The sequence below is a fragment of the Burkholderia sp. HI2500 genome, assembly GCF_002223055.1.
In the GTDB taxonomy this organism is placed as follows: Bacteria; Pseudomonadota; Gammaproteobacteria; order Burkholderiales; family Burkholderiaceae; genus Burkholderia.
Genome location: NZ_NKFL01000007.1, coordinates 1,025,142 through 1,041,121 on the forward strand (window position 1 = coordinate 1,025,142; position 15,980 = coordinate 1,041,121).

A 15,980-nucleotide genomic window follows, 5' to 3' on the forward strand; every position below is an offset into this window, starting at 1 on the left:
ACGCGGTTCATCCGTCGTTCACGCCGCCACGGCCTCGCGCCGCAACGCCGGCAGTTCCAGGTTCGCGCGAAAATCGCCGCCTACATAGTCGGTGTCGAGCAGATCGCGCCGCCGCAATTCGGGCAGCAACCCGTTGAGCAGCAGGTCTTCCTGGTCCGGCTGGCCGAGCCCGTGCAACGACAGCACGTCGACGAGCCCCGCGCGATAGCGCGTTTCAATCGCGTCGGCGAGCTGTTCCGGCGTGCCGGCGACGGACCAGTGGCCCGTCTCCTGCGCACGGATGATCAGCTCGCGCAGCGTCAGCCGCTGGCGTGCGTAGCCCACGAAGATCGCGACGCGTCCGCGCCGGCGATGCACGCTGTCGATCGCCGGCAGCAGCGACGCCGGCAACGGCTGGTCGAGCGGCAGGCCGCTCAGGTCGACGACGCCGCCCAGCATGTCGGCCAGCTTCAGCCTGCCCTGTTCGTAATCGATCCGTTCATGCTTGTCGCGCAACCGTCGCGCGACGTCGGCATCGGATTCGCCGATCACCGAATGGAACGAGTTCATCACGAGCGGCAGCCGGTCGGCGCGGCCGAATGCGATGGCCTGCCGATGCAGCTCGGCGACGAATGCGCGCGCATCGTCGTGCGTCGGCTGTGACGTATAGACGACCTCCGCGTACTTCGCGCCGAGCGATACGCCGCTGGCCGACTGCCCGGCCTGAAACAGCACCGGCCTGCGCTGCGGCGACGGCGGCACGTTCAGCGGCCCCTGCACCTGGAAGTGCTCGCCGCGGTAGTCGATCGCGCCGAGCTGGCGCGGATCGACCGAGATGCCGCCGCCCTGCCCGCGCCGCGTCGCGCGCGGATCGTTCGCGTCGAACAGCGCGTTGACGACTTCGACGAATTCGGCCGCACGCGCGTAACGCCGTTCGGGGTCGGGCAGCGCCGCATCGCCGAAATTCTCCTCGCCGACCGACGACGTGACCGCATTCCACGCGGCCCGCCCGCCGCTCACGTGGTCGAGCGTGCCGATCAGCCGCGCGAGGTTGTACGGATGGTGATACGTGGTCGACACCGTCGCGACGAGGCCGATCGCCGACGTCGCCTGGCTCAGCGCCGCCAGCGCGACGATCGGCTCCTGGCTGCCCGTGGTGCCGGCGAGGCCTGCCGCATCGGCCTGCAGCAGGTCGGCGGTAAAGAGGCCGGTGATCTTCTCGGCTTCCGCCCTGCGTGCGAGCGACGCCGCGCGTCGCACACCCTGTGCGACATCCGCATCGCCGGGCGCGTACAGCACGCTCGCCGCGCCGACGAGTGTCTTCAGCCGTCTGCGTGCGCCGCTCATGACGCGGCTCCGTTCATCGCGCGATAGCACGCCGTGAGGGCCGTACGTCGTTCGCGTTGCTCATTCATTCGCATTCCTCGTGATTCCGTTCGGTCTGAGAATCGGAGCGTGCCCGCGGGCATCGCGACGGCGAGCGTACTCGCGTCGGACCGTCGGTCAGGCTCCACACACGCGCCGCGAGGCGCGCAGCCAACGACCATAACGCAAGCCCCCGGGGCGGCCGGAACGAATATTTTCGGCTTTCGATATTCTTCTTGATTGTTTGACCGTGCGAACGTCGACGCAAAATAATTCGGCATGCCAAATCCGCTGATCAGGCCGTTTCGACCCGCGCCGATCGCTTCATCATGACGTTCGACGCCCTCCGCTCCCACTTCGATTTGTCCGCTTTGTCCGCGTTGCCGTTCCGCTTGAGCGTGCTCGACAAGAGCCCCGTCGCGCCCGGAGAAACCGCCGCCGACGCGCTGGCGCGCAGCGTATCGCTCGCACGCTTCGCCGATGCGGCCGGCTATCACCGCTACTGGCTCGCCGAACATCACAACACCGCCGCGCTCGCGTGCCCGTCGCCGGAAATCCTGATCGCGCACGTGCTCGCGCAGACGCGGCGCATTCGGGTCGGATCCGGCGGCGTGATGCTGCAGCACTACAGTCCGTACAAGATCGCGGAAAACTTCAACCTGCTCGCGTCGCTCGCGCCCGGCCGCGTCGATCTCGGCATCGGCAAGGCGCCGGGCGGCCTGCCGCTGTCGACCCGTGCGCTGCAGGCCGGCTACGATCCGGCGCGGCGCGCGTCGTTCGCCGATCTGGCCGAGGAATTGAATCGTCATCTCGAGGGCGACGATGCAACAGCCGACGCGAGCGATCAGGATGGCGCTACGCTGCATGCGACGCCACGCCCGCCCGAGCCCGCGCAACCGTTCCTGCTCGGCGCCAGCGCGGAAAGCGCCACGCTCGCCGCGCGGCTCGGCTGGGCGTTCGTCTACGCGTCGCATCTGAATGCCTCCGCGACGGATCTGGAGCGCACGTTCGACACCTATCGCGAGGCGTCGGGCGGCCGCACGCCGCTGCTGGCCGTCTCCGCGATCGTCGCCGGCACCCGCGACGCGGCGGCGCGACTCGCGAGCGGACATCAGGGCTTTCGCGTTCAGGTGGGCGACACGCCCGCCGTCAACGTCGGCAGCCTCGAACAGGCGCACGCGTACATCCGCCAGGCCGGCGGCGGCCCGCACCGGATCGACCCGCGCGAAACGCGGATCGTGCACGGCACGCGCGACGACGTGCTGCACGAGCTCGACGCATTGCATCGCCGCCACGGGATTGCCGAATTCGTCGTCGACACGCCGGTCGCCGACGCCGCCCCGCGCATTGCGTCGCTGCGCCTGCTGGCCGGCGCGCATGCCGACGGTGACGACACGGCGGCGGGCGCGCGCGACGAAGCGAACGCGAACGCGCGAGATGCCGGCGCGCGCACGATCGCACGCCAACCGGACTTCGAGGGCACCGCGCCATGACCGATACGATTCGCATCGCCAGCGCAGACGACGTGCCGGCCGTCTACGCGTTGCTGCAGGACGCCTACGCGCCGCTCGCGGCGCAGGGCGTGCACTTCACGATCACGCGCTCGCCGATCGAACGCGTCGCGCAAGCCGTCGCGCGCGAAACGACGTTCGTGCTCGAACATGCGGCACCCGACGGCCGTACCGCCCTCGCGGCCACGTTGACCGTGCGGTCTCCATGGGTATCCGGCGAACGCCATCGCACGCCCTATCCGTTCCTGCACTGGTTCGCGGTTGCGCCCGCGTTCGCGCGGCAAGGGCTCGGGCACACGCTGCTCGAACACGTCGAGACACAGTTCCTGGCCGCGCAGGTCAAGGCGCCCGCGACGTATCTGGCGACCGCGATCCACCATCCATGGCTGCAGTCGTACTACGAGCGCGGCGGCTACGTGCCGTTCGATCGCTCGACCAACGCGCTCGGCACGCCGCTCGTCTGGCTCAGAAAAATCCTGATCCCGGATCTCTACGAGGATCCGGCGACGGCCGACGCCGCGCCGGAGCGCCTGCCTGTCCCCATGAACGCGTGACGCGCGGGCGCACCCTGCCATCCATCTCGTGAAAGGCTTCAACGCATGACTCTCGCATTTCCGGATTCCGCTCTCCGCGCGTCGCGCCACACCGTATCGGCTGCGTTGCTGCTCGCCGTCGCGATGCCGTATGCGGCGTTCGCACAGGGCACACCCGTCTCCGGCGGCACGCTGACCTGGGGTGTCGAAACCGAGCCCCGCACGCTGAATCCGCAACTGAACGGCCAGGACAAGGTCGAGCTGCTGCTGCGCAACGCCTACGAAAGCCTGCTCGCGCAGAAGCCCGACGGCAGTTACGTGCCGTGGCTCGCGACCGGCTACAAGGTCTCGGCCGACGGCAAGACCTACACGTTCACACTGCGCGACGGCGTAAAATTCACCGACGGCGCGCCGTTCGACGCGCAGGCCGTCGCCCGCAACTTCCTGAACGCGCGCGAACTGTCATACTCGGCCGGCAGCCAGCTTGCGCGGCTGATCTCGCACGTCGCGGACGTGAAGACGCCCGACGCACACACGGTCGTGATCGCGCTCGACGCGCCGTATACGCCGTTCCTGACGTTCGCCGGCCGTCTGCCGCTGCTGTCGCCGAACGCGTTCGGCCGGTCGAGCCTGAAGTCGGGCGGCACCGACATCGCGGGCACCGGCCCGTTCATCCTGAAGCGGTACGTGAAAGGGCAGGAAATCGAGTTCGCGAAGAACCCCGACTATCGCTGGGCGCCGCCGACGGCGGGCCACCAGGGCCCCGCGTACCTCGACCGGATCGTCTACCGGTTCCTCCCCGAATCGTCGGTGCGCACCGGCGCGCTGTTGTCCGGCCAGGTCGACGTGATCGAAGGCGTGTCCGGCAACGACGCGGCACTGATCCGCAAGAACGCCGATTTCACGTATCGCCGCGCGCTCAATACCGGCACGCCCTACTCACTGTTCCTGAACGTCGACTACGGCCCGACCCGCGACGTGAAAGTACGCCGCGCGCTGCTCGAAGGACTGGACGCGACCGGCATCGTGCAGTCGATCTACCGCGGCGAGCGCGCGCGCGCGTGGGGGATCACGTCGCCGATCGATCCGCTCTACGACGCCGCTGTCGAAAAGACCTACGGCAACAATCCGAAACGGGCGAACCAGCTGCTGGACGAAGCCGGCTGGCAAGCACGCGACAGCAGCGGCTACCGGACCCGCGACGGCGAACGCCTGACGATCGCGGTGATCCAGGCGCAGGCGACGGTACGCGATCAGCGCGACGTGCTGCTGCAGGCATTGCAGGCCCAGGCACGGCAACGCCTCGGCGTCGACCTGAAGATCCAGTACGTCGACGACGGCACGTACGTCGAAGCGCGCAAGAGCGGCAAGTTCGGCTCGATCGCGAACTCCAACACGCCGCCCGACGGCATCGACATCGAGGGCCACTACCTGCCGGTCGATCGCGGCGGCGCGCTGAACTACAGCCGTGCGGCGGCGCCCGAACTGACGCGCTGGTTGCAGGCGGCCGCGCGTACGCAGAACGTCGCGCAGCGCAAGCAGTCGTACGGCGAGCTGCAGCGCTTCGCGATCAACGAACAGGCGTATGCGGTCCCGCTTTACGAACCGGAAGACCAGATCGCGGCCGCGAAGGCCGTCCAGGGGCTGCGCTTCCGCTCGTTCGCGCAGATGCCGGAGAACCCGTACGACGTGTGGGTGAAGCAGTAAGCCGGCGCAGCGGCCCGCTTTTGCATCACGGTTCGCGCCGACCCGACAGGAGATTTCCCAATGAGCCATTCGACCTCCGCTCCCGCCTCCCTCCCTGACGCACGACCGGCCGCGCCGTCGCCGGCCGCATGGCGGCGCTGGCCGGGCTCGCCCGTCGTCACGCGGCTCGCCACCGGCGTGCTCGTGCTGTGGGCCGCGATCACGCTGTCGTTCGCGGCCGTGCATCTCGCGCCGGGCGATATCGTCGGCATCCTGATCGGCGAGCAGTTGAGCACGCCCGAGATCGAGGCCGCGATCCGCCAGGAATGGGGACTCGACGAACCGCTCGCACTGCAATACGTGCACTACCTGTGGCGCGTGCTGCACGGCGAGTTCGGCCGCTCCTACATCCTGAACACGGACGTCGCGCCGCTCGTGCTCGGGCAGCTGTGGCCGACGCTTAAGCTGACGGGCGCGGCGCTCGTCGTGACGATCGTGTTCGCGGTCGGCCTCGCGGTGCTGACGGCCGGCCGCCGCTGGGCGGGGCGCGCCGCGTCCGGCGTCGAACTGCTGCTGGCCTCGACGCCGTCGTTCTGGCTCGGAATCATGCTGTTGTTCGTGTTCAGCTTCACGCTGAAGCTGTTCCCGGTGGCCGGTGATCGCGGCTTGGCGTCGCTCGTGCTGCCCGCGCTGTCGCTGGGGCTCGCGCAGGGCGCGGTGATCGGCCGCGTGCTGCGGCAAGGCATCGAGCGCGCGCTCGACGAGCCGTATGCGCTGACGGTGCGCTCGTGGGGGATCGGCGGGTTCGCGCTGCGCGTGCGCCATGCGCTGCGCCACGCGGCGCTGCCGGCCGTCACGCTCGCCGGCTGGCTCGTGGGCGGGCTGCTGAGCGGCGCCGTGATCACCGAGCAGGTGTTCGGCCGGCCGGGCCTCGGCAAGGTGACGGTCGACGCGGTGCTGTCGAAGGACATGCCGGTGATCCTCGCGATCGCGATCCTGTCGGCCGCGATCTACGTCGCGCTCAGCACCGCCGTCGATCTGCTGTACCTGCTGATCGATCCCCGCCTGCGCGAACGCCGCGCACGGCATTGAACCGGAGGCACCGATGTCCGTTCCCGTCGATCTCACGTTGCGCCCGAGCGCGACCCGCGGCACGGCCGGCTGGCTGTCCCGCCATCCGGGGCTGGCGCTCGCCGCCGTCTATCTGCTGCTGAACGTGGTCGCCGTCGTCGCGCCCGGCTGGCTCGCGCACGGCGATCCGCTCGCCGCCGATCCGCTGTCCGCGCAGCTCGGCAGCAGCGCCGAGCACTGGCTCGGCACCGACCAGCTCGGCCGCGACATCTACTCGCGCGTCGTGTATGGCGCACGCTACTCGCTGTCGATCAGCGTGGCCGCGATCGGCGTCGCGACGCTGTTCGGCACCGCGCTCGGGCTGCTCGCCGGCCTCGCCCGCGGCTGGCTCGACGAGCTGATCACGCGCGTGCTCGACGTCGTGTCCGCGTTCCCCGACCTGCTGCTCGCGCTGATGCTGATCTCGTTCACCGGCCCCGGCGCGGTGAACCTGGTGTTCGCGCTCGGCGTCGCGTCGGTGCCGCGCTTCGCGCGCATCGTGCGCGCGCAGACCTTCGTCGTCGCATCCTCCGGTTACGTCGAGCACGCGCGCACGCTCGGCCTCGCGCCGGCGGTGCTGGTCTGGCGCCACGTGCTGCCGCACGCGATCGCGCAGGTGCCGGTACTCGCGACGATCGGCCTCGGCACCGCGATCATCGGCGCGTCGGGGCTGAGCTTTCTCGGCATGGGGCCGCAACCGCCGGCAGCCGAATGGGGGCTGATGCTCGCCGAGGGCCGCAACTATCTGTACAACGCGTGGTGGATCGCAGTGTGGCCCGGCCTCGCGATCACCGCGGCCGTGATCGCGGTGAATGCGCTCGGCGGCTACTGGCAGGCGCGCTTCGAGCGGCGGGAGGCAGCATGAGTACGATCGGCGCCGTGTCGCAGCCGACGCCCGCGCGTGGCGCGCCGCTGGTCCGCATCGAGCAGCTGACGGTCGGGTTCCGCGGCGCGCAGCCCGTCGTCGGGCCGCTCGATCTCACGCTGCATGCCGGCGAATGCGTCGCGCTGGTCGGCGAGTCGGGTTCCGGCAAGTCGGTGACCGCGCGCAGCCTCGTCGGGCTGAACGGCCCGCATGCCGCGATCGACGCAGCACGCTTCGACATCGCCGGCATCGACGTGCGCCGCCATCGGGAACGCGACTGGCGCGCCATTCGCGGCCGCCGGATCGGCTATGTGCTGCAGGACGCGCTGGTGTCGCTCGATCCGCTGTGGCGCGTGCGTGACCTCGTCGCCGAAGCGCTGCACGATACGCGGCGGCGCGACATCGCAACGCGCAGCGCCGACCTGCTGCGCTCGGTCGGCATCGACGACCCCGAGCGGCGGCTGCCGCAGTATCCGCACCAGTTGTCGGGCGGCTTGCGGCAGCGCGTGCTGATCGGCACCGCGATCGCGGGCGGCGCGGCGCTGCTGATCGCCGACGAGCCGACCACCGCGCTCGACATGACCGTGCAACGCCAGATCCTGTCGCTGCTGCGTGCGCGCCGCGATGCCGGCGATGCGGTGCTGCTGATCAGCCACGATCTCGCGGTCGTCGCCGAACTGGCCGATCGCGTGCTCGTGATGCGCGGCGGCCGGATCGTCGAGCAAGGGCCGGCACGCGACGTGTTGAGCGCGCCGACGCATCCGTACACGCGGCAGCTGCTCGCGGCGATTCCCACTGCCGCGTCGCGCGGGTTCCGGCTCGCAGCCACCCCGCGCGTGCCGCTGCCGCCGAAGCGCATCGACACGGGCACGCCGGTGCTGGCCGTCGACGCGTTGACGAAACGCTACGGCGGCCGCGACACGCCGGCCGCGGTCGACGGCGTGTCGTTCACGCTCGCGCGCGGCGAGACGCTCGGCATCGTCGGCGAATCCGGCTCCGGCAAATCCACCGTCGCGCGAATCGTGCTCGGGCTCGTCGAACCGGACAACGGCGCCGTCGCGCTCGACGGCCAGCCGTGGAACGGCGTGCCGGAAGCCGCGCGGCGGGCGCGCCGCGCGCGGCTGCAGTTGATCGCACAGGATCCGTACAGCTCGTTCGACCCACGCTACCCGGTCGGGCAGATCGTCGGCGAAAGCCTCGATGTGGCCGGCATCCGTGGCGACGCGCGGCGCCGCCGCGTCCTGCAGCTGCTCGACGAAGTCCAGCTCGGCGCCGGTTGCATCGACCGGTATCCGCGCGAACTGTCCGGCGGCCAGCGGCAGCGCGTCGCGATCGCGCGTGCGTTCGCGTCGAATCCGGCGCTGCTCGTCGCGGACGAGCCGGTCAGCGCGCTCGACGTGTCGATCCAGGCGCAGGTGCTGGACCTGCTCGCCGACCTGCAGGCCGAGCACGGCACCGCGATGCTGTTCATCTCGCACGATCTCGGCGTGGTGCATCACGTCGCCGACCGGATTCTCGTGATGCGGGGCGGCCGCGTCGTCGAAAGCGGCCCAGTCGACCGGGTGTTCGGCGCGCCGTCGCACCCGTACACCGCATCGCTGCTCGACGCGCTGCCGCTTCTGCCCGACGCCCGTGCGGCGTCGCCGCTGCCCGCCGTCGCCTGACCATGGTTTTTCACCGAACCGCTGCCATGCACCGATCGACGCCCGCCTCTCCCCGCCGGATCCATCTCGGCGCCATCATCCCGCGCGCGGCCGGCAACATGTCCGCGTAGCGGCACCGGATGCGCTCGCTGACGCGAGCCTCTCGGGCTTCCGTATCCGCCGAACCGGCACGCACGCGCGGCATGAGCGGCATCGAGTCGTGCGCGTGGCCGGGCCTTGCGTGACGGTCGTATCGCCAGCCCGGCCGGCCTTGTGCATTTCGCCAGGCCACCGCGCGCGAACCCGGCTCAACCGTGGAACACGAGCAGCACCAGCGGCATCGTGACGGCCGCGAGCGCGGTCTGCACGGTGATGATCCCGGCGGACAAGCGATGATCGCCGCCGAGCAGCTTCGCCATGATGTACGCCGACGGTGTGCACGGCAGCGAATTGAACAACACGATCGTCGTGAGTGCCGGCCCCCGGATGCCGAGACTGAAGCCGATCCAGAAGGTCAGCAAGGGCACGAGCAGCAATTTGATCACCGACGACTGGAACACGGGGCCGCGCGCCGCCTTCGCGGCCTTCACGTCGAGACCGGCTCCCACGGCGAGCAGCCCGAGCGGGAGCGATGCAGCACCGAGAATCGACAGCACGCTCGACAGCACGCCCGGCAAGGGCAGCCCGCCGAGATTGAACGCGGCGCCGAGCACGACCGACATGATCACCGGGTTTCTCAGCAACGCGCCGCCGATCTGCCGCGCCGATGGCGCACCGCCGCTGCCGTGACGCATCAGGATGATGATCGACGCGACGTTCAGCAACGGGATCGCGACTGCGATGCTGATCGACGTGAGCGTGAGACCCACGCTGCCGTACAACGCTGCGGCGGCGGCAACCCCCACGTACGTATTGGGCCGCAGCGCCCCCTGGATCACCGACGAAAACACAGCTCCCGGCTGCCGGCTCCACGCTCGCCATGCATAGAGCAGCGCCGCGCTCGCGACCACCGCGCCGAGGATGGCGATCGCGATCGGCCGCACCGGAAACTGCGTCAGATTGGCTTTCGCGACCTGACTGAACATCAGCGCGGGAAACATGTAGTAGTAGTTCAGCGTTTCGCACGGCAACCAGAATTCGTCCGGCAGCAGGCGGCGCTGCCGCAGCACGAATCCTGTCAGGATCAGCACGAAGATCGGAATGAGTGCGGTCAGGACATTCTGCACGGGCCGCTCCGTCACGCGAAGACCAGCGTCTTCGCGAGCACGACCGCGCCGTAGACGCCGATGAATGCGGTCATCGCGCGCTCGTACAGCGGTGCGCCGGCGCGCGCCTTCAGGTTCAAGCGCACCAGCATCGCGAGCGATGCCAGCACCGCGATCGCGCAGATCACCATCGTGACCCGTTCGGCGACCGGCACCGCACGTCGCCGCGCGAGCAGCGACGCCGGCCCGATCGTCGCAATGATGGTGGTCTTTGACATTTTTCTGATCCGATGAATTCGGTGCACAGAAATATGACAGAACCGTGAAATTCTCAGAAAGAATTAAAAATACGAAACCTAGATCCGAAAGTGATTTAGAAGGCGTGCACCTCGTCCGGTCGACTGACTGCGCATGGCCATTGCCACGGCCCACGGCCAAACGCATGTTCAACCGACAAATCGCGCTTCGACACCGCTTCGCACCACCAGATCGAAGCGCTCCGGACGAATATGAAACACGGTGGATTCACACGTGCGGCCGTCGGCCAGACGCGACGTGCGCCGCAACACGAGCAGCGGCGCCTGCTTTGCGGTCTTGAGCCACACGGCGATATCGTCGGGCGCGGCCACGGCCGTCACCGACATGTCGGCGTCGGCAATGCGCCAGCCGAGCAGTTGCTCCAGCAGCTCGTAGGTCGGCAGGCTGTCGGCCCGCGCAAAAGCGACGTCGCTCGCTTCGGGCAGCAGGCAAGTCTGCGCGAGCGCGATGGGCTCGTCGTCGACCCAGTGCAGGCGTTCGAGATAGACGCAGCGCGTGACGTCGGCGGCGAACGCGTGTCGCAGGCCGGGCGGCACGTCGCACGCCTCCATGCGCAGCAGTTCCATCCGTGCCTTGGCCCCCTGTCCCGCGATCGAATCGTGCAGTCCACGCAGCACATCCAGTCGATGCCGCAGCCGCTGCTTGGCGGCGAACGTGCCCTTGCCCTGCTTGCGCTCGACGATTCGCGCGTCGGTCAGCCGGTCGAGCGCGAGCCGGACGGTCACGCGACTCACCTGAAAACGCTCGCTCAGTTGTGCCTCCGAGGGCAGCTTGCCGGTCGGCTCGTACGCGCCTTGCTCGATCTCGTCGCGCAGCGTCGTCGCGATCTGCTCGTAAAGCGACGTCGCGTCATCACGCAGCAGCGTCATCGAATCTTCCTCTCCGTGCTCGGCTCGCGCTATGCGCGAATCCTGATTTCGATATGAAAAGCAATTGGATCGTCCAACTTGTATTAATACGTATTATGACATCTCGATAGACGATCGGGCCTGCTGTCTCAGGGCCAGACGCACGGAGAGCATACCAGTGACTGAAAACGCAATCGGCACGCCGCCGCTCGACAGCACGCACGCGATCCGACCGCCACCGGCCGGATCGCCGGCGACACGACACGCCGATCCGCACGCGACAGGCCGATCGCGTCGCGCGCACTGGCGTGCCGCGATCGGCTTCGCCGCAGCGTGGCTCGCGTTCTTCGCGATCGCCTGGTGGCTGCCGGCCCCCGCGCATCTGTCCGCGGAAGGCAAGGCGACACTCGCGGTGGTTTCGTGGGTCGCGATCGTGTGGATCACCGACGCGGTTCCGGTCGGCGTGAGTGGCATCCTGCTGCCGATGCTGCTCGTGCTGTCGCACGCGAGCCCGTCGTTTCCGAAGGCGGCCAGCGGCTTCGCCGCGCCCGTCGTGTTCCTGTGCCTCGCCGCGTTCCTGTTCTCCGCGATCATGCAGGCGTGTGGACTCGACCGCCGCATCGCCCTGTTGCTCCTCGACCGCCTGAAGGTGCGAACCGCCAACGGCGTGATCTGGGCCATGTTCGCGGTGAATTGCGTGATGGCGCTCGTCGTGCCGGCCGCGAATGCACGGGCCGCTACGCTGCTGCCCGTCACGAACGGGATCGTCCGGCTGTTCGGCGAGTCGCCGCGCGAGCGTGCCGCACGCAAGGCGATCGTGATCCAGACGCTCGTCTACGGCGCGATGATCAGCGGCATGTGCATCCTGACGGCCCACCTGCCGAACATGGTCGTGTCCGGGCTGCTCGAGAAACAGCTCGGCATCCGGATCTCGTATCTGACCTGGCTCAAGCTCCAGTGGCCGTACCTCGGGATGTTCGCGATCACGCAAGCCTGGGTGCAATTCCATTTCCGCTCGCGCGCCGTCGCGATTCCCGGCGGCCCGGGCGCGATCGCGGCCATGCGCCGTGCGCAACCGCGCGCGGCGCGCAACGACTGGGCCGTGCTCGTGCTGTTGGCCGCCGTCGCCGTATTGTGGGCGACCGAGCCGCTGCACCACCTGCCGTCGGAAATCGTCGCGCTGATCGCGCTGGCGCTGCTGTTCGCGCCCGGCGTGCTGCGCTTCGGCTGGGCGGAAGTCGAGCAGCGCACGATCTGGGGCACGCTGTTCCTGCTGGCCGGCGCGCTGTCGCTGTCGTCGGCGATCAGCGCGTCGGGGCTCGCGAGCTGGGCCGCCGATCACATCTATGTCGCCGCGCACGGTCACGGCTGGTGGTTGGCGATCGCGATCGTGATGCTCGGAACGCACGTGATCCGCATCGGCATGCTGTCCAACGTCGCGGCCGTCACGATGATCGCGCCGATCGCGCTCGCACTCGCGCCGCGCCTCGGGCTGCATCCCGTCGCCTTCACGATGCTCGTCAGCGATACCGACAGCTTCGCCTATCTGCTGCCCACGCAGATCACCGCGGGCGTCATCGCTTACAGCAGCGGCGCATTCTCGACGGCCGACTACGCGAAGGTCGGCGCGGTGTCCGTGCTGATCGCGATCGTCTACGGCCTCTGCGTGATTGCACCGTGGTACGCGTACATGGGCATCCCCGTCTGGGACGCGAGCGCGCCCTGGCCGTTCGCGCACTGAAGCGCCCGAGTTCCATCGCCATTTCTTCCGGATTGACCATGAACGAATCCAACGACGCCCTCGATACCGTCGATGCCCTCGCCGCCGCGCTGCGCGACCGCCTGGGCCCGCACGTCGCGCCCGAAGGCCTGTATGAGCGCCACAAACGCCTGCCGTTCGCCGGACGCGTGCGCTGCAACGTTGCACAGCTCGAAGCCGGCGCATGGAGCGAGATCGTGCTCGACTACGAAGTCGGCTCGTCGGGCATCGCCGACGGTGGCTGGCTGAAGGCCACCTTCAAGTTCTATTCGGATTGGGCGCTGTTCCAGACCAGCGATCCGGGCGCCGCCAACTACATCAGTGCCGAATACCATGCCGCATCGCCCGTGCCGGGCCAGAGCCCGGCCACCGTGCAGGCGCTGAACGTGCGCTTCGACCAGAAGGGACACGAGCGGCCGTTCCAGAAAGCCGTGATCGTCGACGTCGTCGACGGTTACGTGAACGCCGGCGACCGGATCGTGATCCGACTCGGCGATCGCCGTCGCGGCCCCGGCACGCGCGTGCAGACCTTCGCCGAGGACAACTTCCGGTTCCGGCTCTACGTCGATCCGCTCGGTACGTCGCGCTTCGTCGCCGTGCCCGGAGACATCTCGATCGACATCCGTGCCGGCGCACCTTCCGACGTACTCCTGAACGGCCCGCGCTTCGTGCGGCCCGGCACGCGCGCGCCCTTCCGGCTATCGCTGCAGGACCGCTGGGGCAATGCGTGCCGAGACGCAGGCGGCACCGCGCGCGTCGTCGCATACGACGCACGCGGCGAAGCCGTCTACCGACGCGAGCACGCGCTGCCCGATGCCGGGCTCGCGACCTGCGCGGTCGACGACCTGCCGGTCGATGCCGGCACGCTGCGCATCGTGGCCGACATCCCCGCCCGCCCGGACGTGCGCGCGGCCGAAGCGTGGCTCACGAGCGACGCGTCGCTGCCTGCGCCCCGTGCGTGGTACGCCGACCTGCACGTCCACGCCCACGATACGGTCGGCACCAACAGCCCGGCGTACAACGCGCGCTACGCACGCGACATCGGCGGCATCGACGTGCTCGGCTATACGGCGAACGATTTCCAGATCACCGACGAGAACTGGCAACTCGGGGTGGATGCGGTCGAGCAGTTCAACGACCCGGGCCGCTTCGTCGTCTATCCGGTGCAGGAATGGTGCGGCAGCTCGACCGCGGGCGGCGACCACAATGTCGTATTTCTCGGCGACGCGCGGCCGGATTTCCCGTACAACGCGCGCGGCGAGCACAACCGCACGCTGGTCTGGAACGAGGACATGAAGGGCAATGCGGTCGAGCTCGGCCGCTGGCCCGTCGAGGAACTGTGGGATGCGTATGCGGACGATGCCGCGCATCATCTGGTGATGCCGCACGTCGGTGGCCGCCGCTATATCCCCGACTGGCACCATCCCGAGCTCGAACGGCTCGTCGAGATCGCGTCGTCGTGGGGGCACTTCGGCTGGCTTTACCAGGACGTGATCGCGCGCGGCTATCGGCTCGGCGTGGCGGCCAGCGGCGACGAGCATCGCGGCCGGCCCGGCGGTGGCGCGCCCGGCGTGCAGGTGTTCGGCGTGCGTGGCGGCCTGACCGGCGTGCTGGCCGAATCCCTCGACCGCCGCAGCGTCGGCGAAGCGCTTCGCGCCCGTCATACGTGGGCGACGACGGGAGAGCACACCGCACTGCTCGTTCAATGCGGCGAATACCGGCAAGGCGACGCGTTCCGGCATCGCGGGCCAGCCACGCTCGATTACCGCCTGCTCGGCAATGCAGGCTGGGAATACGTGGCGGCCTACGACCATACCGGCGTGATCTGGGAGCGCGATCTTCACGCGGAGCTGGGATACGCGCAGCGGCACATCCGGGTTCGCTGGGGAGGTGCACGCATTCGCGATCGCTATCGCTGGGCCTCCTGGCGCGGCACGATTCGTGTGCTGAACGGCACGATCCACAATTTCAGGTCAAACGGCTTCGAACACCTCGAGGAGGCGGCCTGGCGTTCCGGGACGACCGACATTGGCTTCGCAAGCGATACGTACGGCGATGCCGACAGCGTCGAGATTGAAGTGGGCGGCCTGGCCCATGCCACGATCGTCGTCGAAGGCACCATCGACGGTTTCGTCAAGGTCGGCGATCCCCTGGCCGGCAATCCGTTTGCGCATGCGCCGACGTTCCGTCATGAGATTCGTGGCGCGGATCTGCTGGCAGCCGGCTCCGCGACGCACCAGCTCGGTGGCACCGAGCTGTTTCTCGCCATCGAACGGCTGACTGAGCAGACGTTGCCGACCGACCTCTCGGGAAGCATCGAGATCGCCCCGTCCAACGCCTCGTTCGGCCACCGCCCCGTGTACTTCTTCGGGCGGCAACGCGATGATGCGAAGGTCTGGTCTTCGGCGCAGTTCATTACGTTCGACGATTGAGCGCGTCCGACTCGACCCACCTTGTCACCGGGCGCTTGCGACGGTCTTTCCGACGCTCGCCCGGTGACGATCGCGGCTGCAAACCGTCGAATATTCTCATCACTTCGAGCCTGTCTCGACCGGCAAAGCGGCCTCACGCGCGCCGTTCACCCACCATCGCCACCACACCCGGACGCATTCATCGGCCTTCGAACGCCTAGGGAAAATCCGGAGACATCCTTACAGCGATTTACCTGATGATTCATGGAAGCGTCATGTTTCGGCGATTCAGGTGTCCGCCAAGCTTTCAATTCGCGTCACGCAACCGATGCCGCCGCGCGGCACATGCGATGACCGAAACCTGAAACGGCAGCCTCCGGCGCATCGTCAGGTGTTCAATACTTTCAACAACCCGGTCGAGAGTAATCGTGAGATTCCGTGGCCCGCTGGTGCGGTGGAGACGAGGCGATGCGCGAAACCTGCGCGCCGCGATCGCGTCCTCCGACGACAGTGACGGCGGGCAAAGCCCTTGCCTGCCTCTGTCGATCTACACCATCCTGTCCCGCCGCTCCGTTCGCCGCCACAACGCCGTCGCCGCGCGTGCGTACGTCGCGATCCATACCGACGACGTGGCATCGCTGCTGCCTTAGCGCCCCGCCTCTTTTCCTGACTCCGTTCGACCCACTCGCCGTGTCACCCGACCGGTGACGGGATCGGCTCGCACTGCGTTTCCGTGCAAGCCGGCTC

At 68.6% G+C, this 15,980-nt stretch carries 13 protein-coding genes; 9 read left to right on the plus strand and 4 right to left on the minus strand.

What is annotated here, in order from left to right; all coding sequences use genetic code 11:
* Window positions 1-18: 18 nt before the first annotated feature.
* Entirely contained in the window at window positions 19-1,326 is a 1,308-nt protein-coding gene (locus CFB45_RS36615) for an NtaA/DmoA family FMN-dependent monooxygenase (protein WP_089429942.1), read from the minus strand.
* A 347-nt stretch (window positions 1,327-1,673) separates the two neighbouring features.
* Here CFB45_RS36615 and CFB45_RS36625 point away from each other — a divergent pair, with 347 nt between their 5' ends.
* From CFB45_RS36625 to CFB45_RS36650, 6 genes are read left to right on the plus strand one after another with little or no spacing between them, the layout of a single operon-like run.
* On the plus strand, window positions 1,674-2,837 hold the full coding sequence (locus CFB45_RS36625) for an MsnO8 family LLM class oxidoreductase (RefSeq protein WP_089429943.1): 1,164 nt from the start codon (window positions 1,674-1,676) through the stop codon (window positions 2,835-2,837).
* Window positions 2,834-3,409 (plus strand): GNAT family N-acetyltransferase, encoded by a 576-nt coding sequence (locus tag CFB45_RS36630; RefSeq protein WP_089429944.1) that lies wholly within the window; start codon window positions 2,834-2,836, stop codon window positions 3,407-3,409. Before CFB45_RS36625 ends, CFB45_RS36630 begins: the two co-directional genes overlap by 4 nt.
* A 45-nt stretch (window positions 3,410-3,454) precedes the next feature.
* The gene (locus CFB45_RS36635; protein WP_089429945.1) at window positions 3,455-5,095 is read left to right on the plus strand and encodes an ABC transporter substrate-binding protein; all 1,641 of its coding nucleotides are present in this window, start codon (window positions 3,455-3,457) and stop codon (window positions 5,093-5,095) included.
* 60 nt (window positions 5,096-5,155) lie between these two features.
* On the plus strand, window positions 5,156-6,166 hold the full coding sequence (locus tag CFB45_RS36640; protein ID WP_089429946.1) for an ABC transporter permease: 1,011 nt from the start codon (window positions 5,156-5,158) through the stop codon (window positions 6,164-6,166).
* A 13-nt stretch (window positions 6,167-6,179) separates the two neighbouring features.
* Window positions 6,180-7,049, plus strand: coding sequence for an ABC transporter permease (locus CFB45_RS36645; RefSeq protein ID WP_089429947.1), 870 nt, complete (start codon window positions 6,180-6,182; stop codon window positions 7,047-7,049).
* Window positions 7,046-8,713 (plus strand): dipeptide ABC transporter ATP-binding protein, encoded by a 1,668-nt coding sequence (locus CFB45_RS36650; RefSeq protein ID WP_089429948.1) that lies wholly within the window; start codon window positions 7,046-7,048, stop codon window positions 8,711-8,713. Before CFB45_RS36645 ends, CFB45_RS36650 begins: the two co-directional genes overlap by 4 nt.
* A gap of 287 nt (window positions 8,714-9,000) precedes the next feature.
* Here the strand turns inward: CFB45_RS36650 and CFB45_RS36655 are convergent, their stop codons facing one another.
* The 3 genes from CFB45_RS36655 to CFB45_RS36665 form a co-directional block, all read right to left on the minus strand.
* Window positions 9,001-9,918, minus strand: a complete 918-nt coding sequence (locus CFB45_RS36655; protein ID WP_089429949.1) for an AEC family transporter — start codon at window positions 9,916-9,918, stop codon at window positions 9,001-9,003.
* A gap of 11 nt (window positions 9,919-9,929) precedes the next feature.
* Window positions 9,930-10,175, minus strand: coding sequence for a hypothetical protein (locus tag CFB45_RS36660; protein ID WP_089429950.1), 246 nt, complete (start codon window positions 10,173-10,175; stop codon window positions 9,930-9,932).
* Between the two features lie 168 nt (window positions 10,176-10,343).
* Window positions 10,344-11,084: a GntR family transcriptional regulator gene (locus CFB45_RS36665; protein WP_089429951.1), complete on the minus strand. Its 741-nt coding sequence runs from the start codon at window positions 11,082-11,084 to the stop codon at window positions 10,344-10,346.
* Window positions 11,085-11,241: 157 nt separating this feature from the next.
* On the opposite strand from CFB45_RS36665, the gene CFB45_RS36670 reads away from it, so the two are divergent.
* The 3 genes from CFB45_RS36670 to CFB45_RS39725 all read left to right on the plus strand — a co-directional run bounded on the left by CFB45_RS36670 (window position 11,242) and on the right by CFB45_RS39725 (window position 15,883).
* On the plus strand, window positions 11,242-12,804 hold the full coding sequence (locus tag CFB45_RS36670; protein WP_256978507.1) for an SLC13 family permease: 1,563 nt from the start codon (window positions 11,242-11,244) through the stop codon (window positions 12,802-12,804).
* Window positions 12,805-12,842: 38 nt separating this feature from the next.
* Window positions 12,843-15,254 carry a hypothetical protein gene (locus tag CFB45_RS36675; RefSeq protein ID WP_089429952.1) on the plus strand — a complete coding sequence of 804 codons (2,412 nt, stop codon included), beginning with the start codon at window positions 12,843-12,845 and terminating at the stop codon, window positions 15,252-15,254.
* Window positions 15,255-15,661: 407 nt separating this feature from the next.
* Window positions 15,662-15,883 carry a hypothetical protein gene (locus CFB45_RS39725; RefSeq protein ID WP_089429953.1) on the plus strand — a complete coding sequence of 74 codons (222 nt, stop codon included), beginning with the start codon at window positions 15,662-15,664 and terminating at the stop codon, window positions 15,881-15,883.
* Window positions 15,884-15,980: the final 97 nt, after the last annotated feature.